Raw genomic sequence first — 21,164 nt, 5'->3', positions numbered from 1 at the left:
TGCACGTCGGTAGCCTGACGGGATGACCGAGAACACGGGGGAGTCGACTCGTCCGCCGGCGGGAATCCGCGCGCGCGTCACCCGCCTCGTCGAGTGGGTGCTGAGCACCAAGCCGGCGCGGGCGTTCCTGCTCTACCAGGAGCAGCACGGCGCGATGCTCGCCGACAGCGTGACCTACCGCACGCTCTTCTCGGTGTTCGCGGGAACCTTCCTCGGCTTCGCCGTCGCGGGCATCTGGCTTGCGGGGAACCCCGATGCCATCGACGCGATCGTGGCCACGGTGAGCGACGTCATCCCGGGCCTCGTCGGCGAAGGGGCGGTGATCGACCCCGATGACCTCGTCCAGCCGATCACGCTGAGCATCGCCGGCGCGCTCGCGCTCATCGGTACCGTCGGTGCCGCGATCGGCGCGATCGGGTCGCTCCGCATCGCCCTGCGCACGCTCGCCGGACTGCCCGACGATCGCACGTTCTTCCTCTGGCAGCTGCTTCGCGACCTCGCGATCGCCATCGCGTTCGGACTGCTGCTCGCCGCCGGTGCGGCGATCACCGTGATCGGCACCGGCGCGATCGGGACGGCGCTCGCGTGGATCGGGCTCCCGTCGACCGGCGGCCTCGTCCAGGGCGGATCGCAGACGCTCTCGATCCTCGTCGCGTTCGCGATCGACACGATCGTCATCGCGGGATTGTTCCGCCTCCTCTCGGGCCTCCGCCCCAGCGCGAGGGCGCTGTGGTCGGGCGCGGTGCTCGGCGGACTCGGACTGACCGTGCTGCAGGTCCTCTCCGGGCTGTTCGTCGGCGGTGCGACGAGCAACCCCCTGCTCGCCTCGTTCGGCTCGCTCGTGGCACTGCTCATCTGGCTCAACCTCTCGAGCCAGGTCGTGCTCATCGCGAGCGCGTACGTCATCACGGGCGTGGAGGAGGAGCGCGACCGGGTCGCGGCGCGTCACGGCGCGGCGTCGATGGCGCTGCGCCGGCTCAAGCGGGCCGAGCGCCGCGCGGCGATCGCGGCAGCCGAGGTCGCGGCGGCCCGCGACGCGCTGCCCGGGGTCGTCGACCCGGTCGCGGACCGTCGCGGCGCGTCCTGATCCGCGCCGCGACGGCCGGTCGTGCGATCGGCGTTCAGCGAGTCGGGCGGTCGGCGTCGGCGTCGGTGAACTCGATCACCTCGACCTCCTCGACGACCACGTCGTCGTCGTTCCAGTCGCCGTCGTCGACGCCCGCGGCGTCGTCGTCCTTCGGGAGCTCGGCGTCGAGCGGGAGCTCGGAGTCGGTGTACTCGCCCTCGATCGGGTCGTGCGGCTGCATCATGCTCACTCTCCGTTCGTCCGACCGTCATCCGCAGGTGCGGCGGCCGAGGCTCACGCTAGATGCGGCCGTCGCGAGTCGTCAGGGGATTGACGGAGCACCCGACCGCGAGTAGGCGGGCCCTCGACGTGGTCGGCACCCGGGGTTAGGCTCCCGGCATGTGCAGGAACATCCACACCCTCCACAACTTCGAGCCCGCCGCGACCAGCGAGGAGGTGCGCGCCGCCGCGCTGCAGTACGTGCGCAAGGTCAGCGGCTCCACGCATCCGTCGAAGGCCAACCAAGCCGCGTTCGACGACGCCGTCGAAGCGGTCGCGCACGTCACGCAACACCTGCTCGATCACCTCGTCACCTCGGCGCCGCCGAAGGACCGAGAGGTCGAGGCCGCGAAGGCGCGCGCCCGCGCCGCCCAGCGCTACGCCACGATCAGCGCCTGACCCCCGGCGTCGGCGGCGAGGGGTAGCGTCGAGCCCATGGCCGGCGACGCGGTGACCCTGCACATCCCCGGACCGGACGGAGCGCGCGACGTCCGGATCTCGAGTCCGACGCGCGTGCTCTGGCCCGAGCTCGGCATCACGAAGGTCGAGCTCGCGCAATACCTGGTGGCCGTCGGGCCCGCCTTCGTCGAGGCGAACGGCGGCCGGCCGGTCTCCCTCGAGCGGTTCCCCGAGGGCGTCGACGGCGAGCGGTTCTTCTCCAAGAACCCGCCGCGTGGCGCCCCCGAGTGGATGCGCGACGTCACGGTCGCCTATCCGAGCGGCCGGCGCCATCCGCAGCTCGTCGTCGACGAACCCGCCGGCGCGGTGTGGGCTGCGCAGATGAACACCGTCGTGTTCCACCCGTGGGCCTCGCGCGCCGAGGCGCCCGACCTGCCCGACCAGCTGCGCGTCGACCTCGACCCGCAACCCGGCACCGGATTCGCCGATGCGGTTCCCGCGGCGCTGGCGTTGCGCGACCTGCTCGGCGAGGTCGGGCTCACCGGGTTCGTGAAGACGTCGGGCAATCGCGGCATCCACGTCTTCGCGCCCATCGAGCCCGAGCACGAGTTCCTCGACGTGCGGCACGCGGTCATCGCGCTCGCGCGCGAGCTCGAGCGGCGCATGCCCGAACGCGTCACCACCGCGTGGTGGAAGGAGGAGCGCGGCGAGCGCATCTTCCTCGACTTCAACCAGGCCAATCGCGACCGCACGATGGCGGGCGCCTACAGCCCGCGGGCGCTCGCCAACGCGGCCGTCTCGTGCCCGCTCGAGTGGGACGAGCTCGAGCACGCCGATCCGGCCGACCACACCGTCCGCACGGTGCCGGCCCGGCTCGCCGAGCGCGGCGACCCGTGGGCGGGCATGCACGACGCGCCGGGCCGCATCGACACGCTGCTCGAGTGGTGGCAGCGCGACCTCGACGACGGGCTCACGGAACTGCCGTTCCCGCCCGACTTCCCCAAGATGCCGGGCGAGCCGACCCGCGTGCAGCCCAGCCGCGCGAAGCGGCCCGAGGGGGAGTGACGCCGGCTCAGGCGACGGTCGGTCCGGTGCGCGCGTGCCGCGGATCCTGCGGGGCGCCGTGCACCGTCCGGTGCAGCCGCTCCATGCGGGCGTCGAGCTCGGCCGCCGTGCGGGCGGCATCCGTCAACTGGTCGAGCAGCTCGCCCGGCACCTGGCGGTCGTACTTGTAGTAGATCTTGTGCTCGAGGCTCGCCCAGAAGTCCATTGCGATCGTGCGGATCTGCACCTCGATCGGCACCGGATGCGCACCGGTCGAGAGGAACACCGGCACCTCGACGATCAGGTGCAGGCTCTGGTAGCCGTTCGCCTTCGGCTCGGCGATGTAGTCCTTGACCCGGATCACCCGCACGTCCTCCTGCGCGGTGAGCAGCTCGGCGATGCGGTACGCGTCCGAGACGAAGCTGCACGTCACGCGGACGCCCGCGATGTCGGTCACGGTCTCGCGGATGGCGTCGAACGAGGGCTCCACGCCCTTCCGCCGCATCTTGTCGACCACGCTGTCGAGGCTCTTCAGGCGGCTCGAGATGTGCTCGATCGGGTTGTACGCGTGCGCCTGGCTGAACTCCTCGCGCAGGATCGAGAGCTTGGTGATCACCTCGTCCATGCCGAACTTGTAGCGCAGCATGAACCGCTCGGTCTCGTCGCGCAGTGCCCGCATCTCCTCGAGCGTCTGCCCGTCGATGGTGTCGAGCGTGCGCTGCGCCCGGGCCGTCAGCATCGAGGGCGAGGGCGAGGGCGAGGGCGAGGGCATCGGGGCACGGGCTGGCGGGGTTCCGTCGAGCGGCGTCACCTGGGCCACGCTACGCGGCGAACCTCGGGGTTCCCTCTGCGCCGGCGATGGATCGGCCATGGGCGGCGGTCAATCGATCGCGTCGACGTAGAGCCAGCGGGCCTCTCGCACGAAGCGGCTCGTCTCGTGCAGCACGCCGCGTTCGCCGTCCGCCGCATAGCGCGCCGCGAACTCGACGACGCCCTCGCGGTCGAGCGGGCCGCCGCGTTCGGTCCGCACGATCTCGAGTGAGCGCCACGTCAGGTCGGGGCCGAGTTCGAGCGAGCCGGGGCGGGTCGACGGATGCCACGTGACGAGGAGGTAGTCGGCATCGCCGACGACGTACGCCGTGTACCGCGAGCGCATGAGCTGGACCGCGGTCGGGGCCTCGGCCGCTCCGGCGTGGAAGGGTCCGCAGCACTCGCCGTAGGGCATGCCCGAGCGGCAGGGACAGCGATCCGCGGCGTCGAGGTCGGGGAATCCGGGGCGGTCGGGGTCGCGCATGCCGCCAGTCTCGCAGGCGGCGCGATCACCGTCTGCCCAGTGAAAGCCGAGGTTTCGTACAGAAACGGAGGGCAGAGTGGGGGGCTTGTGTGCCCGGGCGGTTCGTCCGGGCGCGTCCATGCCCCTGCTCGGAGGGCCCTCGACCCCCGGATCCGAGCCCCCCACGTTATGCAGATCGATACGCACGAGAACCAGCCCGCCCCCACCGTCACCGCCCCCCGCACCTCGCACGCCACGCCCGCCGTCACCCGACGCGCCCAGCGCCGTCGTCGTGCCGGTCGCCGCCGACTCGCCCTCGGTGCGGTCCTCGCGACCGGCCTCGTCGCCGGGACCGGTGCGATGATGCAGTCGGCGTTCGCCGCGCAGGAGCGCGTCGAGACCACCGCCTCGATCACGCAGGCGAGCGGTCTCGCCGCCGACCAGCTCGGCGCCTACGCCGGCATCGCGACGGCCAGGACCCACTCCGAGGCCGAGGACACCCTGACCGTCGCGCAGGACACGCTCGCCTCGGTTGAAGGCAAGATCGATGCGGGCGAGCTCGCGTCATCCGTCGCCTCGCTCGGCGAGTTCGAGACGCTGCCGCTCGACGAGGTCCGCGCCCTCACCGCCGAGACCGAGACGCGCATCCAGCAGGCGATGGACGCCGCCGCCGCACACGACCAGGCGGTCGCCGAGCGGACCGCGGCCGAGGCTCTGGCGCGCGCGAACACGCCGGAGGGCGCGAAGCAGACCGCTCGGGAGATGGCCGCGTCGCAGTACGGCTGGGGCGAGGGCGAGTTCCAGTGCCTCGTGCAGCTCTGGACCAAGGAGTCCGGCTGGAACTACCAGGCGACCAACCCCTCGAGCGGCGCCTACGGCATCGTGCAGGCCTGGCCGGCCGAGAAGCTCGCGACCGCCGGCGCCGACTGGGCGACCAGCGCCGCGACCCAGATCAAGTGGGGCCTGGACTACATCGCGCGCGGGTACGGTTCGCCGTGCGCCGCGTGGGGCCACTCGCAGTCGCTCAACTGGTACTGATCGCGATCTCCGTCCGTGAGGGCGGTCCGGGCTCGGGCCGGGACCGCCCTCACGTCGTACGCGGGTCGAGCAGGGCGCGTCGGTCGGGATGCCGGTCGAACCACTGCTCGACGTACCAGCAGCTGGGTACGATCCGACGCTGCGTGCGCTCCTCGACGTCGTCGACCGCGAAGCGGACGAGCTCGGCTGCGAGCCCGCTGCCGCGGTAGGGCGGATTGGTGAACGTGCGCACGAACGCGACCGTGTCGCCGAGTTCGCGGTAGTCGAGCACGCTGGCGACCTGGCCGTCGAGTCGCACGACGTAGCGCCGGAGTCCGGGTTCGTGGGCGAAGTCCTTCGTCACCGCTTCAGGCTACGCCCGGCGGGATCACCGGCCGCGCAGGCGGTCGAGGTCGCGTCGCTCGCGTTTCGTCGGCCGGCCCGCGCCGCGGTCGCGCACGGCGACCGTCGCCACCGCCTCACGCGGCGGCGGGGGAGGCGTGCGATCGTCGGCGGCGGTCGCCGCGACCTCGGCCGACACGCGCTTGACGATGGGCCGCCGCACGATGAGGATGCGGTCGAATCCGTGCAGCCGCACTCGCACCTCGTCGCCCGGTCGCACCGGCAGCGCCGCCTTCGCGCGCTCGCCGTTCACGCGGACGTGACCGGCGCGGCACGCCGCGGTCGCCGCGCTGCGCGTCTTGCACACGCGAACCGCCCAGAGCCACGCGTCCACGCGTGCCGACCCCGCTTCCGCCATCCTGCGAGTCTAGGCCGCCGGGTCAGCGGATCAGGGCCCACCAGATCATGAGCATGGTCACCGCGAAGCCGACGAGGTAGTTGATGAGGATGAAGTGACGCCAGCCGCGGTTCGACTCGCCCGACGCGGCATCCGTCACCGATCGGTAGGGCCACGCGGCCCAGAGGTAGGGCAGCACCAGCAGCGCCGCGAGCGGACCCGGCCAGTCGGTGGGGAGCATCAGGACGCCCGCCGCCGCCCACAGGGCGAGCGCGAGCCGCACGGTCGCCGCGGCGCCGAACGCCGTCGCGACCGACGCGATGCCGGCCTCGCGGTCGGGCACCACGTCCTGCACGGCGCCGAACGCGTGACTCGCCATGCCCCAGCAGAAGAAGGCGGCGATGAGCGCGACGAGCGGCCAGGTCGGCTCGGCCGCCGCCACCGCGAGGCCGTACACCGCCGGGCTCACGAAGTGCGTGCTCGAGGTGATCGAGTCGAGGAGCGGTCGCTCCTTGAACCGCAGTCCCGGAACCGAGTACGCGAACACGGCGAACAGGCTGACCGCCAGCACCAACCACGACCACGGCTCGCCCGTGCCGGCCAGCCACAGCATGATCGCGACGAGCGGCGTCGCCGTGACGACGCCGGCCCACACGACGGTGCGGTGCAGACTCGGATCGAGCAGCGCCCCCTCGGCGCCGCCCTTGCGGGGGTTGCGGAGGTCGGACTCGTAGTCGAACACGTCGTTGATGCCGTACATGAGCAGGTTGTACGGGATCAGGAAGAAGATCGTCCCGACGATCAGGAGCGCGTCGACCTCGCCGGTGGTGAGCAGGTACGCCGAGGCGAACGGGAACGCGGTGTTGATCCAGCTGATCGGCCGCGACGACAGCAGCACCTGGCCGACGCGGTGGCCGAGGCCCCCCTCGCGCGTGCGGGCCGCGCTCATCGGACGGCTCCGGCCTCACCCGGGCGGGGCGGATCTGCGGGGCCGGCATGGCGCGGGGGCCATCGGCGCAGCGCGAACGCCCAGACGGCCGGCAGCAGCAGCACGCCCGCGAGCGGGTAGAGGAAGTCCTCCACGGGCGCGAGCCCGACCGTCCAGCCGAGGCGGTGCGCATCGTCGTAGGCGACGATGCCCGTCGCGATGATGACGGAATCGAAGACCGCCGTGAGCACGACGAGCACGATCGCGGCGACGATCGTCGCGATCCCACGTCGGCGGGCGGCTGCGGAATCGCGCGGCCGCAGCGCCCACGCGACCACGACCGCGGCGATCAGGAAGGGCAGGCTGAGCAGCAGGTAGGTCACGCGACGCCCCGTCCGTCCGGGCGGGTGCCGGTGATCGAGCCGGATGCCGCGGCGGCCGAGCGTGCGCCGCGTGCGCGCAGCATCCGCTCGGTGCCGAGCACCAGCACCAGCGTGAGGTAGCAGAGGAAGGCGAGGAAGACCGGCTCCTCGAGCGGCAGCTCGGGCGCGAGCTCGATGCCGGTGACGATCTCCGAACGCCCGCGGAAGAACACGCCGAGCAGGATGCCCGCCGCATCCCACGCGAGGAAGAACGCCACGCCGAGGGCGACCGTGATGGCGGCCGCGGCCGGGGCGCGCCAGAAGACCAGGCGCCAGCGCGCGTCGATGAGCATCATGCATCCGATGACCGCGAGCAGCCCGGCGAGGTACGCGAACCCCGTCATGCGCGCGCCGGGTCGGAGGCCGTGCCCGGGGCGGCGCCCGGCCCGGCGATCTCGAGCGCATCGGATGCCGCGGGCTCGGCGATCGGCCCCGCCGAACGGTCGCCGCGCACGCGCTTGAGCACGTTCTCGGCGCTGATCAGGCACATCGGCAGCCCGATGCCCGGCACCGACGACCCGCCGGCGTAGTACAGCCCGTCGACCCGGCGCGACCGGTTCGACCCGCGCAGGAACGCGCTCTGCCGCAGCGTGTGCGCCGGCCCGAGTGCACCGCCCTGCCACGAGTTGAGGTCCTCGGCGAAGTCCGCGGGCCCGACGGTGCGCCGCACGACGATCCGCTCGGCCAGATCGGGCAGGCCCGACACCTCGGCGATCCGCGCGATGGCGCGGTCGGCGGTCTCCTCGACGAGCCGGTCGCCCGTGCCGTCGATCCCGCCGCGGCCGATCGCGGTGTCGGCCGGCACCGGGACGAGGATGAACAGGTTCGTGTCGCCCTCGGGCGCCACGGTGGGATCGGTCGCGCTCGGCATGCAGACGTAGAAGGAGGCCGGGTCGGGAACGTGCGGATCGGCGCCGAAGATCGCGCCGAAGTTCCGCGACCAGTCCTCGGTGAAGAAGAGCGTGTGGTGCTCGAGCCCGGGCACCCGGCCGCGGATCCCCAGCATCGCGAGCACGGCGCCCGGCCCGGAGGTGCGGCGGCGCCACCATTCCTCGGGGTACGTACGCACCGCGCGGGGGAGGAGTTCGGTCTCGGTGTGGTGCAGGTCGGCCGCCGACACGATCCGGTGCGCCGGCGCGACGACGCTGCGCCCGGTCGCGTCGCGGAAGCGCGCCCCCGCGACGGCAGGCCGCGCGTCGCCCGACAGCACGATCTCCTCGACGCGCGCGCCCGTCACGATGTCGACGCCGGCGTGCTCGGCCAGCGCCGCGATCCGGTCGATCAGCCCCGAGAAGCCGCCCTGGGGATAGAACACGCCCTGCTCGAGGTCCATGTGGCTCATCAGGTGGTACATCGCTGGAGTCGCATCGGGGGAGGAACCGAGGAACACGGCCGGATACCCGAGCACCTGCTGCAGGCGGCGGTCGCGCACCGCGTGCGCCGCGAACCGGTCGAGCGGGGTCATGAGCAGCTTCGCGAGCCGCCCGGCCTGCCGGAGCACCTCGCCGGAGAGCAGGTTCCGCGGGTCGTCGAAGTTCGTGTACAGGAATCGCCGGCGGGCGATGTCGTAGGCGGATTCCGCGGAGTCGAGGTAGTCGCCGAGGGCCGACCCCGCGCCGGGCTCGATCGACTCGAACAGCGCGACGTTGCCCGCCCGCGTCGGCCTGATGTCGACGGGGTCGGCGTAGCCCTCGGCGTGGACCCGGTACCCCGGATCGAGCTGGACCAGGTCGAGCTGCTCCTCGGCGCTGGTGCCGAACAGCCGGAAGAAGTGGTCGAAGACCTCGGGCATGAGGTACCACGACGGCCCGGTGTCGAACCGGAACCCGTGCTGTTCCCACCGACCGGCGCGCCCGCCGAGCTCGTCGCGTGCCTCGAGCAGCGTGACGCGGTGCCCGTCGCGGGCCAGCAGCGCCGAGGTGGCCAGTCCGGCGATGCCGCCGCCGATGACGACGATGCGCTCCGATTCGCCGATCATCGGCGACTCCCTCCCGTGCCGAGCGCCGAGCGGACCGCGATGGCGAGCTTCTCGCCGTCGGGCACGCGGATGCGCGTCGCGATGATCTCCGAGGCCGGGGTCGCCCGGCACCGGGCTGTGAGGCTCGCGAAGAGCCCGTGCGCCGCGGAGACCGCGGCGCGGGCGCGCCGCGGCAGCTCGGGCAGCGAACGACGCGCGATCTCGAGGTCGCGGTCGATGTCGTCGAGGATCGCCGTCTTGTCGCGATCGGTGAACGCGTCGGGATCGATGCCCGGGAAGTAGTTTCGGCCGAGCGTGCGCCAGTCCACCGCGAGGTCGCGGAGGAAGTTGATCTTCTGGAACGCCGCGCCGAGATGGATGGCGCCGCGCTCGAGTCGCGCGCGACGCGCCTCGTCGACCGGCACGCCGGTCTGCGCGGCCTCGCCGGAGAGGAAGACCGCGAGGCACATCAGCCCCACGACCTCGGCGGAGCCGTGGATGTAGGGGCCGATCTCCTCCGCGGCGAACGGCGCCGGGTCGAGGTCGCGTCGCATCGATGCGAAGAACGGCCGGGTCAGCTCCGTGCCGAACCCCGCCTCGCGGGCGACCGCCGCGAAGGCGTGCACGACGAGGTTCGCGGAGTAGCCCCATTCCAGCGCGCGTTCGGTGTCGGCCTCCAGCCCGTCGAGCACCTCCTGCTGGTGCCCGAGGCTCAGCCCGGCCTCGGCGGCAGCGCCGTCGACGATCTCGTCGGCGATCCGCACCAGGGCGTACACGGAGCGGATGCGGCGACGCGCGTCGGCGTCGAGCAGCTTCGCGGCCGCACCGAACGAGGTCGAGTAGTGCGAGATCACGGTCGCGGAACTCGCCTCCGCGGCATCCGAGTACCGGCCCAGGAGGCTCGGGTCGCGCCGGCCGCTCATCGCACGCGCTCCGTCGCCCGCTGGGCGAACTCGCCCAGCTCGCCCCGCAGTGCCGCCGGGAGGTCGGCGGCGTCGAGCTCGTACCGGGCGAGCGTCACGTGCTCGGCGGCGAGCGCCACGGCCGCATCGAGGGCCCCGCATCGCCGGAGCTCCTCGCGGACGGCCTCGGCGCCGTCGTCGTCGAGCGCGGGGTCGCCGAGCCGCGCCGAGACCGCAGGCCAGGACGACGTCGTCGCCGCGTGCGCGATCAGCGCGGTGCGCTTGCCCTCGCGCAGGTCGGCCGACGCGGACTTGCCCGTCACGAGCGGGTCGCCGAAGACGCCGAGCACGTCGTCGGTGATCTGGAACGCGACGCCGACCAGGCGGCCGAACCGGCAGAGGGCTGCCACGGCCTCGTCGGGGGCGCCGGCCAGCACCGCGCCGGCGGCGAGGGGGGACTCGAACGAGTACACCGCCGTCTTCTGCTCGAGCGTCGCGAGGACCGACTCGAGCTCCGGCGTCGTTCCCCGCAGCGAGCCGACGACGTCGGAGAGCTCGCCCGCCGCCGAGACGAACACGGCGTGGTCGAGAATGTCGAGCAGCGCCCCGCGCCGCTCGTCGGAGACCGGGAGCATCGCGAGTTCGCGGTGCGCACGACTGAGCGCCAGGTCGCCCGCGAGCACCGCGGCCGTCTCGCCCCACACGGCGCTCGCCCGCTCGTCGGCGCCGTGTTCGATCGCCCGCGCCGCGAACCGCCCCGCGACGTTCGGTTCGCCACGACGCACCGTGTCGCGGTCGATGAGGTCGTCGTGGATCAGGAACGCGGTGTGCAGCAGCTCGAACGCGAGCGCGACGTGCGTGACGAGGTCGCGGTCCTCGCCGCCGAAGCCGCGGTACGCCGACCACACCAGCCTCGGCCGCACCCGCTTGCCGCCCGAGCTCTGCTGCTCCATCGACTCCCACAGCGCCGCGTAGTGCGCGCCGTACTGCCCGGCGCGCGCTCGTGCCTCGGCGAAGAACGCGCGCAGTCCGCCGTCGATCGCCGAGTCGAGCAGTTCAGGCACGGAACAGCTCCAGTTCCCTGGCCTGGAGGACCAGCCACGGGCTGAACGCCCACGGCGCCGCCTCGACCGCGGCGGCGAGGGCGGCAGGGTCGACCCAGCGGTACTCGGCGACCTCGCGCGGGTTCGGGTCGGGCTCGCCGGAGGCGACTGCGATGTACACCGGGCATACCTCGTTCTCCACGACGCCGCTCGCGTCGGTCGCGCGGTACCGGAAGAGCGGCAGCGCGAGCTCGACCGAGTCGAGCTCGAGGCCGAGCTCGTGCTCGGCGCGCCGGCGCACCGCGTGCAGCATCGGCTCCGCCGGCTTCGGGTGTCCGCAGAACGAGTTGGTCCACACGCCGGGCCAGGCTTGCTTGGAGAGCGCCCGGCGCGTCACGAGCACCTCGCCGATGGGATTGACCACGTGGCACGAGAACGCCAGGTGGAGCGCCGTGTCGGGGCCGTGCGCCGCGCTCTTCGGTGCTCGCCCGATGGGCGTGCCCGACTCGTCGAGGAGCACCACCTCGTCCTCGACGGTCTCGGTCGTCTGCTGCATGGTGGCCTCCCTCGTCACAGCGGGCGATGACGTGGTCCCGCGGTCCGTGCACCCGAAGCTAGCAGCGGGCCCGCGGCACCGGGAACAACCGAAAGTTGGACGGGCGCATCGCGCGCTCGCGTGCGGCATGCTGGAACGATGACGGGCGAGAGCGGCGACGGCTGGGTGCACGGTCCGGACGGCGCCCGGTACTGGGGGCGCTACGGTGCGGCCGGGCTGCTCGTCGTCGATCCCGGCGGCGCCGTGCTGCTGCAGCATCGCGCCGCCTGGAGCCACTTCGGCGGCACGTGGGGCATTCCCGGCGGAGCACGGCACCTCGGCGAGTCGGCGTACGACGCCGCCGTCCGCGAGGCGACCGAGGAGACCGGGATGCCCGCGGGGCTCGTCGTCGTGCGCTTCGAGAGCGTGCTCGACCTCGGCTACTGGTCGTACACGACCGTCGTCGCCGATGCCGCGGAACGCTTCGAGGCGCGCCTGGCCGACCCCGAGAGCATCGCGCTGCGATGGACGCAGGCCGACGTCGTCGACGAACTGCCGCTCCATCCGCGATTCGCTGAAGCCTGGCCCGCGTTGCGTGCCCGGCTCCACGGCGGTTCCGCTCGATAGGATCGACCCGTGGGTGGGGAGAGCACGGGGGTCTCGACGCGGATCTGGACGATCCCGAACGTGCTCAGCATGCTCCGCCTGCTGCTCGTGCCGGTCTTCCTCATCCTCGTGATCGCCGGCGCGTACGTCACGGCGCTCATCGTGCTCATCACGGCCAGCCTGACCGACCTGCTCGACGGATACCTGGCCCGGCGGTTCAACCAGGTGACGCGTCTCGGGCAGCTGCTCGATCCCGCGGCCGACCGGCTCTACATCTTCGCCGCCCTCATCGGACTGGCCGCGAACGCGCTCGTGCCGTGGTGGATCGTCATCGTCATCGTCGCCCGCGACGTGCTCATCGTGGTGCTCGGCGTCGTGCTCGCCAACCACGGCTACGGCCCCCTCCCGGTGCACCAACTCGGCAAGGCGGCCACCTTCGCGCTCTTCACGGGCCTGCCCGTCATCATGCTCGGACTCGCCTTCCCGGCGATGCAGCCGGTGAGCGAGCCGTTCGGCTGGGCGGTCACGCTGTGGGGTGCGTTCCTCTACTGGTGGGCGGGCATCATCTACGCGATCGAGACCGCCCGCGTGGTGCGTGTCTCGCGGGTGTCGCCCCCACCCGCATCCGATACGCTGGAGCAGGGAGGTTAGCAGTGGCGGATTCCGACATGAACCAGGCCGGTGCGAGCGACGAGGAGCGTGAGCTCTCGACGCAGACCTCCGCCCACGTGGTGAGCGACGCGAACGATACGACGATGGGCTTCAGCCGCGAGGCGGCGGCTCAACTGAGCGCGCTCGACAGCGACATCTCAGCGGCCGAGCAGGAGGCGATCGCCGCGCTCCCGTCCGGGTCGGCGCTGCTGATCGTGCGTCGTGGTCCGAACGCGGGCGCCCGGTTCCTCCTCGACACCGATGTCACGACCGTCGGCCGTCATCCCGACGCCGACATCTTCCTCGACGACGTCACCGTCTCGCGCAAGCACGCCGAGTTCGTGCGGCACCGCACGGCGTTCGAGGTCCGCGACCTCAACTCGCTGAACGGCACGTACTTCGACGGCGTGCGGATCGAGACGGCGCTGCTCAGCGACGGCGCCGAGGTCCAGATCGGCAAGTACCGCCTGACGTTCTACGCCTCCCGGCGCGACCTCTCGCCGGCGGGAACCGGGTGAGCGAGGGCGCCGCGACGCGGCGTCCGGCCCACGCCCCGCCGCTGCTCGGCATCGGTCAGGTCCTCGCGAAGCTCCAGCCGGAGTTCCCGGAGCTGACCCCGTCGAAGCTGCGGTTCCTCGAGGAGCAGGGGCTCGTCACACCGTCGCGCACCGCGGCGGGCTATCGGAAGTTCGCGCCGACCGACGTCGAGCGGCTGCACCTCGTGCTCGCGATGCAGCGCGACCACTACCTGCCGCTCAAGGTCATCCGCGCGCACCTCGACGCCGTCGACGCGGGCGGCACGCCCGCGCTGCCGGGCGCGGTGAGCGCCGCGGCCGTCCAGGCGACCGCGAACCGGTTCTCGCGCGACGAGCTGGTCCGTGAGGCCGGTGCGACCGCCGCGCTCCTCGACGAGGCGATCGCGGCGTCCGTCATCCGTCCGGCCGAGGTCTACGGCGCCGACGCGCTCGACGCCCTCAGGGCGCTGGCCGCGCTCCGTTCCGTGGGCATCGAGCCCCGGCACCTCCGCGGCGTGCGCGCCGCGGCCGAGCGCGAGGCCGCGCTCATCGACCAGGCCATCCGGCCGGAACGCCGACCCGACCCTGCGGGCCGCGCGCGCAGCGCGGAGCGGGCACGCGAACTCGCCGAGCACCTCGCGATCGTGCACGCGAGCGTGCTCCAACGCGCGCTCGACGGCTTCTCGCGCTGACCCCGGTGCGGTCGGTCCGCGACACGCCGTGACGTTCGGCCCGATGTCCTCGACTCGGGTCGCGAGCGTGGGTAGCGTGGGACCCGCGCCGTCGAGGCGCCGACGAGAGGTGAGGGGCGATCGGATGAGCGAGCTCGATCGGAGCGAACGCACGCGCTACGACCTCGGTCTGCTCTTCACCGACGGGCTTCCCGAGCACGACGATGCGACGGGCTATCGCGGCGCCGTCGCAGCTCGTGCGGCCGGCATCAGCTACCGCCAGCTCGACTACTGGGCCCGCACCCAGCTCGTCGAGCCCACCGTCCGTGGCGCCGCCGGGTCCGGATCGCAGCGACTGTACGGGTTCCGCGACATCCTCGTCCTGAAGCTCGTCAAGCGGCTGCTCGACACGGGCATCTCGCTGCAGCAGATCCGCGTGGCCGTCACCCAGCTCCGCGAGGCCGGCATCGACGACCTCGCCCAGACCACGCTCATGAGCGACGGCGCGAGCGTGTACCTCTGCACCTCCGACGACGAGGTGATCGACCTCGTCAACCGCGGCCAGGGCGTCTTCGGCATCGCGGTCGGCAAGGTCCTGCGGGAGGTCGAGTCGACGCTCGTCGAGCTCGACACCCAGTCGGCCGACCACGTCGACGAGCTCGCGGCGCGACGGAGCCGGTCGACTCGCAAGATCTCCTGAGCGCGGCCCGACAGCCGGGGCCGGCCCGGGCGTCGCGCCGACGGCGTCGACATGACGTCGCGTGACGCCGCTCGAGGCGAGGTCAGCGGGGAGCGGCGTCGATCTCGAGGCGGCTGCCCGGAGTCGGCGCGAACTCGCCGATCCGTGCCGTGCGGAGCACGCGCTCGAGCAGCTGGTCGAAGTGGTTCGACATCTCCTCGGCGCTCTCGCCCGGCCACATGTGCAGCGGCTTCGCGGCGCCCTGCGCCTGCTGCAGCGACGTGCGCTCGGGCAGTTGCGGGGAGAGCACGAGCGGCCCGAACATGTCACGCAGCTCCTTGATCCGGAACTGGTGCTCGAGCGACTGCACGCGAGCGCGGTTCACGATGATGCCGAGCGGCTGCAGGCGGGGCGAGAGGCCGCGCCGGATCTCCTCGATCGCGCGCAGCGCCCGGTCGGCCGCGGCCACCGAGAACAGGCCCGGCTCGGTCACGACCGCGACGCGGTCGCTCGCCGCCCACGCGGTGCGCGTGAGCGCGTTGAGCGAGGGCGCACAGTCGATGAGGACGAGCTCGTAGTCGGCCTCGACGTTGGCGAGCGCCTCCTCGAGCTTCCAGATGTCGCGGATCGACGGATGCGGACCGTCGTAGTTGATCGCGGACGGGCTGCCGATCATGACGTCGATGGTCGACTGCGGGTTCGACCGGGCCCACCCGCTCGGCGCGATCGCCGAACGGACGATCTTCTCCTTGGGCGATGCCAGGACGTCGGCGACGTTGAGGTGGCCGGAGACCTGGATGTCCATGCCGGTCGACACATCGGACTGCGGATCGAGGTCGACCACGAGCGTGCGCACGCCGCGCGCGAACGCAGCCGACGCCAGTCCGAGGGTGACGGTCGTCTTTCCGACGCCGCCCTTCAGAGAACTGACCGAAAGAACGTGCACGAGCGAATACGTTACCGTTACTCGCAAGGCGATACCTAAATGTTCGCTGTGCGGAAGACCCCCATCCGGAAAGGCCTGCATGTTCTCGAAGATCCTGGTCGCCAATCGCGGTGAGATCGCCATCCGGGCGTTCCGCGCCGCCGTCGAGCTCGGTGCGAAGACCGTCGCCGTCTTCCCGTACGAGGACCGCAACTCGCTGCACCGGCTGAAGGCCGACGAGGCGTACCAGATCGGCGAGCCGGGTCATCCGGTTCGCGCGTACCTCGACGTCTCGGAGATTATCCGCGTCGCGAAGGAGTCGGGCGCGGATGCCATCTACCCGGGCTACGGCTTCCTCTCGGAGAACCCCGAGCTCGCACAGGCGGCCGCCGACGCGGGCATCACCTTCATCGGCCCGCCCACGCGCGTGCTCGAGATGGCCGGCAACAAGGTCACCGCGAAGGAGCAGGCGATCGCGGCCGGCGTGCCGGTGCTGAAGTCGACCGAGCCCTCGCGCGACGTCGAGGCGCTGCTCGCGCAGGCCGACGAGATCGGCTTCCCGATCTTCGCCAAGGCCGTCGCAGGTGGCGGCGGCCGCGGCATGCGTCGCGTCGACAAGCCGGAAGATCTGCGCCGCGCGCTCGAGGAGGCCATGCGCGAGGCCGACAGCGCCTTCGGCGATCCGACCATGTTCCTCGAGCAGGCCGTGCTCCGCCCGCGCCACATCGAGGTGCAGGTGCTCGCGGACGGCACGGGCGAGACCGTGCACCTCTTCGAGCGCGACTGCTCGGTGCAGCGCCGCCACCAGAAGGTCGTCGAGATCGCGCCCGCGCCGAACCTCTCCGACGAGATCCGGCAGTCCCTCTACCGCGACGCGGTCGCGTTCGCGAAGTCGATCGGCTACGCCAACGCGGGCACCGTGGAGTTCCTGCTCGACACGGCAGGGGAGCGTGCCGGCCAGCACGTGTTCATCGAGATGAACCCGCGCATCCAGGTCGAGCACACCGTCACCGAAGAGGTCACCGACGTCGACCTCGTCGTCGCGCAGATCCGCATCGCCGCTGGGGAGACCCTCGCGCAGCTCGGCCTCACGCAGGACCGCATCCAGCTGCGCGGCGCCGCACTGCAGTGCCGCATCACGACCGAGGACCCGACCGCGAACTTCCGCCCCGACACGGGCAAGATCACGACCTACCGCTCGCCCGGCGGCGCCGGCATCCGCCTCGACGGCGGCACGGTCAACCCCGGCGCCCAGATCAGCCCGCACTTCGACTCGATGCTCGCCAAGCTCATCTGCCGCGGTCGCGACTACGAGCAGGCCGTCACGCGCGCCAAGCGCGCCCTCGCGGAGTTCCGCATCCGGGGCGTGTCCACCAACATCCCGTTCCTGCAGGCCGTGCTCGAGGACCCGTCGTTCATCGCGGGCGACCTGAGCACCTCGTTCATCGACGAGCGCCCGCAGCTGGTGCGCGGCCGGGTCTCCAAGGACCGCGGGACGAAGATCCTGAACTGGCTGGCGGATGTCACGGTGAACCAGCCGAACGGGCCGGCGCCGACCACCGTCGCCCCCGCCGACAAGCTGCCCGAGCTCGACCTCGCGACGCCGGCGCCGTCAGGATCGCGTCAGCGCCTCCTCGAACTCGGCCCGGCCGGCTTCGCCGCCGCGCTGCGCGCGCAGACGCCGCTGGCCGTCACCGAGACGACCTTCCGCGACGCCCACCAGTCGCTGCTCGCGACGCGCGTGCGCACGAAAGACCTGGTGGCCGTCGCGCCGTACGTGGCGCGGATGACGCCCGAGCTCCTCTCGGTCGAGGCATGGGGCGGCGCCACCTACGACGTCGCGCTCCGGTTCCTCGGCGAGGACCCGTGGGAGCGGCTCGCCGCACTCCGTGGTGCGTTGCCGAACATCAACATCCAGATGCTGCTGCGCGGCCGCAACACGGTGGGCTACACGCCGTACCCGACCGAGGTCACCGACGCGTTCGTCCAGGAGGCGGCAGCGACGGGCGTCGACATCTTCCGAATCTTCGACGCGCTCAACGACGTGTCGCAGATGCGTCCCGCGATCGACGCGGTGCTCGCCACTGGCGGCTCGATCGCCGAGGTCGCCGTCTGCTACACGGGCGACCTGCTCGACCCGGCCGAGGACCTCTACACCCTCGACTACTACCTGCGCCTGGCCGACGAGATCGCGTCGGCAGGGGCGCACATCCTCGCGATCAAGGACATGGCCGGCCTCCTGCGCCCCGCCGCGGCCGAGATGCTCGTCACCGCGCTCCGCGAGCGGTTCGACCTGCCGGTGCACCTGCACACGCACGACACCGCCGGCGGACAGCTCGCGACCCTCCTCGCCGCCAGCCGGGCCGGCGTCGACGCGGTCGACGTGGCGAGCGCGCCGATGGCGGGCACCACGAGCCAGCCGTCGGCCTCGTCGCTCGTCGCGGCGCTCGCCCACACCGACCGCGACACCGGCATCTCGCTCGACGCGGTCTCCGACCTCGAGCCGTACTGGGAGGCGGTGCGGCGCCTGTACCGCCCGTTCGAGTCGGGCCTGCCGGGCCCCACCGGCCGCGTGTACCACCACGAGATCCCCGGCGGCCAGCTCTCCAACCTCCGCCAGCAGGCGATCGCGCTCGGCCTCGCCGACGACTTCGAGCTCATCGAGGACATGTACGCCGCGGCGAACGCGATCCTCGGTCGAGTGCCGAAGGTCACGCCGTCGTCGAAGGTCGTGGGCGACCTCGCCCTGCACCTCGCGGCCGTCAAGGCCGATCCTGCCGACTTCGAGGCCAACCCGGAGAAGTACGACGTGCCCGACTCGGTCATCGGCTTCATGGCCGGCGAGCTCGGCGACCTGCCCGGCGGCTGGCCCGAGCCCTTCCGCTCGAAGGTCCTCGCCGGACGCGACGTGCGCGTCGGCGTCACCGAGCTGACCCACGCGCAGCGGCGGGGGCTCGAGGCGCCCGGCGTCGAGCGCCAGGCGCTGCTCAACGCACTGCTCTTCCCGGCGCCGACACGCCAGTTCGAGCAGATCCGCGAGCTGTTCGGCGACCTCTCGGCGGTCGACACCGCCGACTACCTGTACGGGTTGCGCCCCGGCGCGGAGCACGTGGTCGAGATCGCGAAGGGCGTGCGACTGTACGCCGGGCTCGAGGCGATCGGCGAGGCCGACGACAAGGGCATGCGGACCGTCATGACGATCCTGAACGGCCAGCTCCGGCCCGTGTTCGTCCGCGACCGGAGCATCACGGTCGAGAGCCGTGCGGCCGAGAAGGCCGACGCGTCCCAGCCGGGCCAGATCGCCGCGCCATTCTCCGGCGTGGTCACGCTGCAGGTCGAGGCGGGTGCCGAGATCGCGGCCGGACAGGCCGTGGCATCCATCGAGGCCATGAAGATGGAGGCCGCCATCACCTCGCCCGTCGCGGGCGTCGTCGAGCGCGTCGCCATCCCGAAGACCCAGCAGGTGGAGGCGGGTGATCTGCTCGTCGTGGTGCGCCCGCGATAGACTCGTGAGCGTTCCGCACTGATGAGGAGGGAAATCGGTGGCTGAACACGATGACGAGACGGGCCCCACCGCCCGTCGCCCACGTTCCCGAACCACCGAGCGCTCCGCCGCTGCAGGCGGGTCGCACCCCGTCGAGCCGACCGAAAAGGTCGACGTCCGCGTCGACCTTCCGCCCGCGCCGGCACGGCAGATGCCCGACGACGAGGTGGCGGTGGCCATCGACGACGTCGCGGTCGATCCGCACGACCTCGGTGCGGTCACGACCGGCACGACCTCGGTCGACGTGCTCGCGGCGCTGCCGCGCGGGTCCCATCGCCAGGCGGCCGCGCGCGACGCCTCGCCGTACGGGGCGCTGCTCGCCGCCGATGCGTCGCGCCTGCGTCGCGAGCGTGTGACGACCGACACCGGTTCGCATGTCGCGATCGTTGACGCCGACGCCGACGCCGAGCTCCTGCCCGCCGAGCTGCCCGAGACGCCCGACTCGCTCACGGCCGATCGCCTGATCGACCTCAACCGCACCACGCGGCCGGCGCCCCAGGGCGGGTTCAATCGATTCCTCTACGAGGCGACCCTCCACATGGTCAACCTCGGCGACTCGGCCAAGGTGCGCGCGCACCGGGCGATGAACGAGCGGATCCGCCGGCGGTTCGAGGGCGGTGCGCGATTCGTGCCCGTGCTCACGCGAAAGGGCGGCGTCGGCAAGACCACCATCACGACGCTGCTCGGGATGGCACTGGCCGACGCCCGCGACGACCGCGTCATCGCGATCGACGCCAACCCCGACCGCGGCACGCTCGCGGAGCGCGTCGACCGGCAGACCCGAGAGACCGTCCGCGACGTGGTCGCGAAGGCCTCCTCGATCGGCGGGTACACCGACTTCTCCAAGTTCGTCTCGCGCGACGAGACGCGGCTCGACATCCTCGCCTCCGACACCGACCCGACCCTCTCCGAGGCGTTCGACGCCGACGACTACAACGTGGTCGCCGGCCTCGCGGCCCGGTACTACTCGCTCGTGCTCACCGACTGCGGCACGGGCATCGTGCACTCGGTCATGCGCTCCACGCTCCAGCGTGCCGATTCGATCGTGATCGTCTCGGGCGGCAGCGTCGACGAGGCGCGGCTGGCCAGCGAGACGCTCACCTGGCTCGAGGCCAACGGGTACGGCGAGCTCGTCCGGAACGCGGTCGTCGCGATCAACCTGGCCACGCAGGGCACGCACCTCGTCAAGGTCGACGAGATCGAGGCTCACTTCCAGTCGCGCGTGCGCGAGATCGTGCGGATCCCGTACGACCCGCAGCTCGCCGCGGGTTCGGTGGTGCACTGGAGCGACCTGCGCGCGGTGACCCAGCACGCGGCCCGCGAGCTCGCCGCCCTCGTGGTGGAAGGCCTGCCCGTCGAGCGCGGGCACTGACCCCCTGACCCCCTGCCCCTCGGCCGGGACCGACCCCGCCCGTCGTGCACGGGCCTGAACACGGAGCACCATTGCCGGAACGTCCCATCCGCCTGTTCGGCGACCCTGTCCTGAAGACCGTCTCCGCACCCGTCGAACGGGTCGACGACCGTGTGCGCGCCCTGGTCGACGACCTCGTCGACAGCGTCCGGCTGCCCGGCCGCGCCGGGGTCGCCGCGCCCCAGATCGGCGTGAACCTCCGCGTGTTCAGCTACAACGTCGACGGCGAGGTCGGCTACGTCATCAACCCCGAGCTCGTCGAGGTGACGGGGGAGCCCGAGCTCGTCGACGAGGGCTGCCTGTCGGTGCCCGGCCTATGGCACAAGACGCCGCGGCATCCATTCGCCCGCGTGCGCGGCATCGACCTCGACGGCAACGTGGTCGAACTGGCCGGCGAGGGGCTGATGGCGCAGGCCCTGCAGCACGAGACCGATCACCTCGACGGCATCCTCTACCTCGACCGACTCGAGAAGGACGAGCGCCGGGCGGCCATGCGCGCGGTGCGCGAGTCCGACTGGTTCTGACCGTCACGACGTCGAACGGCCCCGCGGGATCCGC

General features: G+C 72.2%; 25 protein-coding genes. 12 read left to right on the top strand and 13 right to left on the bottom strand.

Annotation, left to right across the window (positions count from 1 at the left end; genetic code table 11):
* Window positions 1-22: 22 nt before the first annotated feature.
* Entirely contained in the window at window positions 23-1,087 is a 1,065-nt protein-coding gene (locus AC3RKB_RS18525) for a YihY/virulence factor BrkB family protein (RefSeq protein WP_491437796.1), read from the top strand.
* Window positions 1,088-1,121: 34 nt separating this feature from the next.
* Here the strand turns inward: AC3RKB_RS18525 and AC3RKB_RS18520 are convergent, their stop codons facing one another.
* A complete protein-coding gene (locus tag AC3RKB_RS18520) occupies window positions 1,122-1,310 on the bottom strand; it encodes a hypothetical protein (RefSeq protein ID WP_491437794.1) in 189 nt (62 codons plus the stop codon).
* Window positions 1,311-1,465: 155 nt separating this feature from the next.
* Between AC3RKB_RS18520 and AC3RKB_RS18515 the strand changes: the two genes are divergently transcribed.
* Entirely contained in the window at window positions 1,466-1,744 is a 279-nt protein-coding gene (locus AC3RKB_RS18515) for a DUF2277 domain-containing protein (protein ID WP_491437793.1), read from the top strand.
* A 36-nt stretch (window positions 1,745-1,780) separates the two neighbouring features.
* On the top strand, window positions 1,781-2,809 hold the full coding sequence (gene ligD, locus AC3RKB_RS18510; RefSeq protein ID WP_491437791.1) for a non-homologous end-joining DNA ligase: 1,029 nt from the start codon (window positions 1,781-1,783) through the stop codon (window positions 2,807-2,809).
* Between the two features lie 7 nt (window positions 2,810-2,816).
* On the opposite strand, the gene AC3RKB_RS18505 is transcribed toward ligD, so the two are convergent.
* Window positions 2,817-3,527 (bottom strand): GTP pyrophosphokinase, encoded by a 711-nt coding sequence (locus AC3RKB_RS18505; protein ID WP_491437894.1) that lies wholly within the window; start codon window positions 3,525-3,527, stop codon window positions 2,817-2,819.
* Window positions 3,528-3,668: 141 nt separating this feature from the next.
* A complete protein-coding gene (locus AC3RKB_RS18500; RefSeq protein ID WP_491437790.1) occupies window positions 3,669-4,082 on the bottom strand; it encodes a YchJ family protein in 414 nt (137 codons plus the stop codon).
* Window positions 4,083-4,250: 168 nt separating this feature from the next.
* On the opposite strand from AC3RKB_RS18500, the gene AC3RKB_RS18495 reads away from it, so the two are divergent.
* The gene (locus AC3RKB_RS18495; protein WP_491437789.1) at window positions 4,251-5,099 is read left to right on the top strand and encodes an aggregation-promoting factor C-terminal-like domain-containing protein; all 849 of its coding nucleotides are present in this window, start codon (window positions 4,251-4,253) and stop codon (window positions 5,097-5,099) included.
* Window positions 5,100-5,148: 49 nt separating this feature from the next.
* Here the strand turns inward: AC3RKB_RS18495 and AC3RKB_RS18490 are convergent, their stop codons facing one another.
* The 9 genes from AC3RKB_RS18490 to idi are packed head-to-tail and all read right to left on the bottom strand — an operon-like array spanning window position 5,149 to window position 11,625.
* On the bottom strand, window positions 5,149-5,442 hold the full coding sequence (locus AC3RKB_RS18490) for a GNAT family N-acetyltransferase (RefSeq protein ID WP_491437788.1): 294 nt from the start codon (window positions 5,440-5,442) through the stop codon (window positions 5,149-5,151).
* Between the two features lie 24 nt (window positions 5,443-5,466).
* Window positions 5,467-5,838 carry an RNA-binding S4 domain-containing protein gene (locus AC3RKB_RS18485; RefSeq protein WP_491437787.1) on the bottom strand — a complete coding sequence of 124 codons (372 nt, stop codon included), beginning with the start codon at window positions 5,836-5,838 and terminating at the stop codon, window positions 5,467-5,469.
* A gap of 22 nt (window positions 5,839-5,860) precedes the next feature.
* Window positions 5,861-6,766, bottom strand: a complete 906-nt coding sequence (locus AC3RKB_RS18480; RefSeq protein ID WP_491437786.1) for a prenyltransferase — start codon at window positions 6,764-6,766, stop codon at window positions 5,861-5,863.
* The gene (locus tag AC3RKB_RS18475; RefSeq protein WP_491437785.1) at window positions 6,763-7,128 is read right to left on the bottom strand and encodes a lycopene cyclase domain-containing protein; all 366 of its coding nucleotides are present in this window, start codon (window positions 7,126-7,128) and stop codon (window positions 6,763-6,765) included. The genes AC3RKB_RS18480 and AC3RKB_RS18475 overlap by 4 nt, the downstream gene beginning before the upstream one ends.
* Window positions 7,125-7,511 carry a lycopene cyclase domain-containing protein gene (locus AC3RKB_RS18470; RefSeq protein ID WP_491437784.1) on the bottom strand — a complete coding sequence of 129 codons (387 nt, stop codon included), beginning with the start codon at window positions 7,509-7,511 and terminating at the stop codon, window positions 7,125-7,127. Before AC3RKB_RS18470 ends, AC3RKB_RS18475 begins: the two co-directional genes overlap by 4 nt.
* Window positions 7,508-9,145: a phytoene desaturase family protein gene (gene crtI / locus AC3RKB_RS18465; protein ID WP_491437783.1), complete on the bottom strand. Its 1,638-nt coding sequence runs from the start codon at window positions 9,143-9,145 to the stop codon at window positions 7,508-7,510. The genes AC3RKB_RS18470 and crtI overlap by 4 nt, the downstream gene beginning before the upstream one ends.
* Window positions 9,142-10,047 (bottom strand): phytoene/squalene synthase family protein, encoded by a 906-nt coding sequence (locus AC3RKB_RS18460; protein ID WP_491437782.1) that lies wholly within the window; start codon window positions 10,045-10,047, stop codon window positions 9,142-9,144. Before AC3RKB_RS18460 ends, crtI begins: the two co-directional genes overlap by 4 nt.
* Window positions 10,044-11,090 carry a polyprenyl synthetase family protein gene (locus tag AC3RKB_RS18455; RefSeq protein ID WP_491437781.1) on the bottom strand — a complete coding sequence of 349 codons (1,047 nt, stop codon included), beginning with the start codon at window positions 11,088-11,090 and terminating at the stop codon, window positions 10,044-10,046. Before AC3RKB_RS18455 ends, AC3RKB_RS18460 begins: the two co-directional genes overlap by 4 nt.
* Window positions 11,083-11,625: an isopentenyl-diphosphate Delta-isomerase gene (gene idi, locus AC3RKB_RS18450; RefSeq protein WP_491437780.1), complete on the bottom strand. Its 543-nt coding sequence runs from the start codon at window positions 11,623-11,625 to the stop codon at window positions 11,083-11,085. The genes AC3RKB_RS18455 and idi overlap by 8 nt, the downstream gene beginning before the upstream one ends.
* Window positions 11,626-11,763: 138 nt before the next feature.
* On the opposite strand from idi, the gene AC3RKB_RS18445 reads away from it, so the two are divergent.
* From AC3RKB_RS18445 to AC3RKB_RS18425, 5 genes are all read left to right on the top strand, one after another.
* The gene (locus AC3RKB_RS18445) at window positions 11,764-12,231 is read left to right on the top strand and encodes an NUDIX domain-containing protein (protein ID WP_491437779.1); all 468 of its coding nucleotides are present in this window, start codon (window positions 11,764-11,766) and stop codon (window positions 12,229-12,231) included.
* 9 nt (window positions 12,232-12,240) lie between these two features.
* Window positions 12,241-12,861 carry a CDP-alcohol phosphatidyltransferase family protein gene (locus tag AC3RKB_RS18440; RefSeq protein WP_491437778.1) on the top strand — a complete coding sequence of 207 codons (621 nt, stop codon included), beginning with the start codon at window positions 12,241-12,243 and terminating at the stop codon, window positions 12,859-12,861.
* 2 nt (window positions 12,862-12,863) lie between these two features.
* Complete coding sequence (locus AC3RKB_RS18435; protein WP_491437777.1) at window positions 12,864-13,379, top strand: FHA domain-containing protein; 516 nt, start codon at window positions 12,864-12,866, stop codon at window positions 13,377-13,379.
* Window positions 13,376-14,068: a transcriptional regulator FtsR gene (ftsR, locus tag AC3RKB_RS18430; protein ID WP_491437776.1), complete on the top strand. Its 693-nt coding sequence runs from the start codon at window positions 13,376-13,378 to the stop codon at window positions 14,066-14,068. The genes AC3RKB_RS18435 and ftsR overlap by 4 nt, the downstream gene beginning before the upstream one ends.
* A 124-nt stretch (window positions 14,069-14,192) precedes the next feature.
* Window positions 14,193-14,747 (top strand): MerR family transcriptional regulator, encoded by a 555-nt coding sequence (locus AC3RKB_RS18425; protein WP_491437775.1) that lies wholly within the window; start codon window positions 14,193-14,195, stop codon window positions 14,745-14,747.
* A gap of 82 nt (window positions 14,748-14,829) precedes the next feature.
* On the opposite strand, the gene AC3RKB_RS18420 is transcribed toward AC3RKB_RS18425, so the two are convergent.
* A complete protein-coding gene (locus AC3RKB_RS18420) occupies window positions 14,830-15,672 on the bottom strand; it encodes a ParA family protein (protein WP_491437773.1) in 843 nt (280 codons plus the stop codon).
* Window positions 15,673-15,751: 79 nt separating this feature from the next.
* On the opposite strand from AC3RKB_RS18420, the gene AC3RKB_RS18415 reads away from it, so the two are divergent.
* From AC3RKB_RS18415 to def, 3 genes are all read left to right on the top strand, one after another.
* Entirely contained in the window at window positions 15,752-19,156 is a 3,405-nt protein-coding gene (locus AC3RKB_RS18415) for a pyruvate carboxylase (protein WP_491437772.1), read from the top strand.
* Between the two features lie 37 nt (window positions 19,157-19,193).
* A complete protein-coding gene (locus AC3RKB_RS18410; protein ID WP_491437771.1) occupies window positions 19,194-20,567 on the top strand; it encodes a MinD/ParA family ATP-binding protein in 1,374 nt (457 codons plus the stop codon).
* A gap of 71 nt (window positions 20,568-20,638) precedes the next feature.
* Entirely contained in the window at window positions 20,639-21,130 is a 492-nt protein-coding gene (def, locus tag AC3RKB_RS18405) for a peptide deformylase (RefSeq protein ID WP_491437770.1), read from the top strand.
* The last annotated feature ends 34 nt before the right edge of the window (window positions 21,131-21,164 follow it).

Source organism: Agromyces capsici, from assembly GCF_058349965.1.
The sequence above is the reverse complement of the archived record's forward strand: the minus strand, read 5'-3'. Positions and strand labels throughout refer to the sequence as shown.

What these genes read in the sequence shown, in the direction of transcription:
- AC3RKB_RS18445 (WP_491437779.1), top strand. Translation starts at nt 11,764, where the DNA reads ATGACGGGCGAGAGCGGCGACGGCTGGGTGCACGGTCCGGACGGCGCC.
- AC3RKB_RS18415 (WP_491437772.1), top strand. Translation starts at nt 15,752, where the DNA reads ATGTTCTCGAAGATCCTGGTCGCCAATCGCGGTGAGATCGCCATCCGG.
- ligD (WP_491437791.1), top strand. Translation starts at nt 1,781, where the DNA reads ATGGCCGGCGACGCGGTGACCCTGCACATCCCCGGACCGGACGGAGCG.
- AC3RKB_RS18520 (WP_491437794.1), bottom strand. Translation starts at nt 1,310, where the DNA reads ATGATGCAGCCGCACGACCCGATCGAGGGCGAGTACACCGACTCCGAG.
- AC3RKB_RS18515 (WP_491437793.1), top strand. Translation starts at nt 1,466, where the DNA reads ATGTGCAGGAACATCCACACCCTCCACAACTTCGAGCCCGCCGCGACC.
- AC3RKB_RS18500 (WP_491437790.1), bottom strand. Translation starts at nt 4,082, where the DNA reads ATGCGCGACCCCGACCGCCCCGGATTCCCCGACCTCGACGCCGCGGAT.
- AC3RKB_RS18485 (WP_491437787.1), bottom strand. Translation starts at nt 5,838, where the DNA reads ATGGCGGAAGCGGGGTCGGCACGCGTGGACGCGTGGCTCTGGGCGGTT.
- crtI (WP_491437783.1), bottom strand. Translation starts at nt 9,145, where the DNA reads ATGATCGGCGAATCGGAGCGCATCGTCGTCATCGGCGGCGGCATCGCC.
- AC3RKB_RS18480 (WP_491437786.1), bottom strand. Translation starts at nt 6,766, where the DNA reads ATGAGCGCGGCCCGCACGCGCGAGGGGGGCCTCGGCCACCGCGTCGGC.
- AC3RKB_RS18505 (WP_491437894.1), bottom strand. Translation starts at nt 3,527, where the DNA reads ATGCTGACGGCCCGGGCGCAGCGCACGCTCGACACCATCGACGGGCAG.
- idi (WP_491437780.1), bottom strand. Translation starts at nt 11,625, where the DNA reads ATGCAGCAGACGACCGAGACCGTCGAGGACGAGGTGGTGCTCCTCGAC.
- AC3RKB_RS18425 (WP_491437775.1), top strand. Translation starts at nt 14,193, where the DNA reads ATGAGCGAGCTCGATCGGAGCGAACGCACGCGCTACGACCTCGGTCTG.
- AC3RKB_RS18525 (WP_491437796.1), top strand. Translation starts at nt 23, where the DNA reads ATGACCGAGAACACGGGGGAGTCGACTCGTCCGCCGGCGGGAATCCGC.
- AC3RKB_RS18460 (WP_491437782.1), bottom strand. Translation starts at nt 10,047, where the DNA reads ATGAGCGGCCGGCGCGACCCGAGCCTCCTGGGCCGGTACTCGGATGCC.
- AC3RKB_RS18470 (WP_491437784.1), bottom strand. Translation starts at nt 7,511, where the DNA reads ATGACGGGGTTCGCGTACCTCGCCGGGCTGCTCGCGGTCATCGGATGC.
- AC3RKB_RS18495 (WP_491437789.1), top strand. Translation starts at nt 4,251, where the DNA reads ATGCAGATCGATACGCACGAGAACCAGCCCGCCCCCACCGTCACCGCC.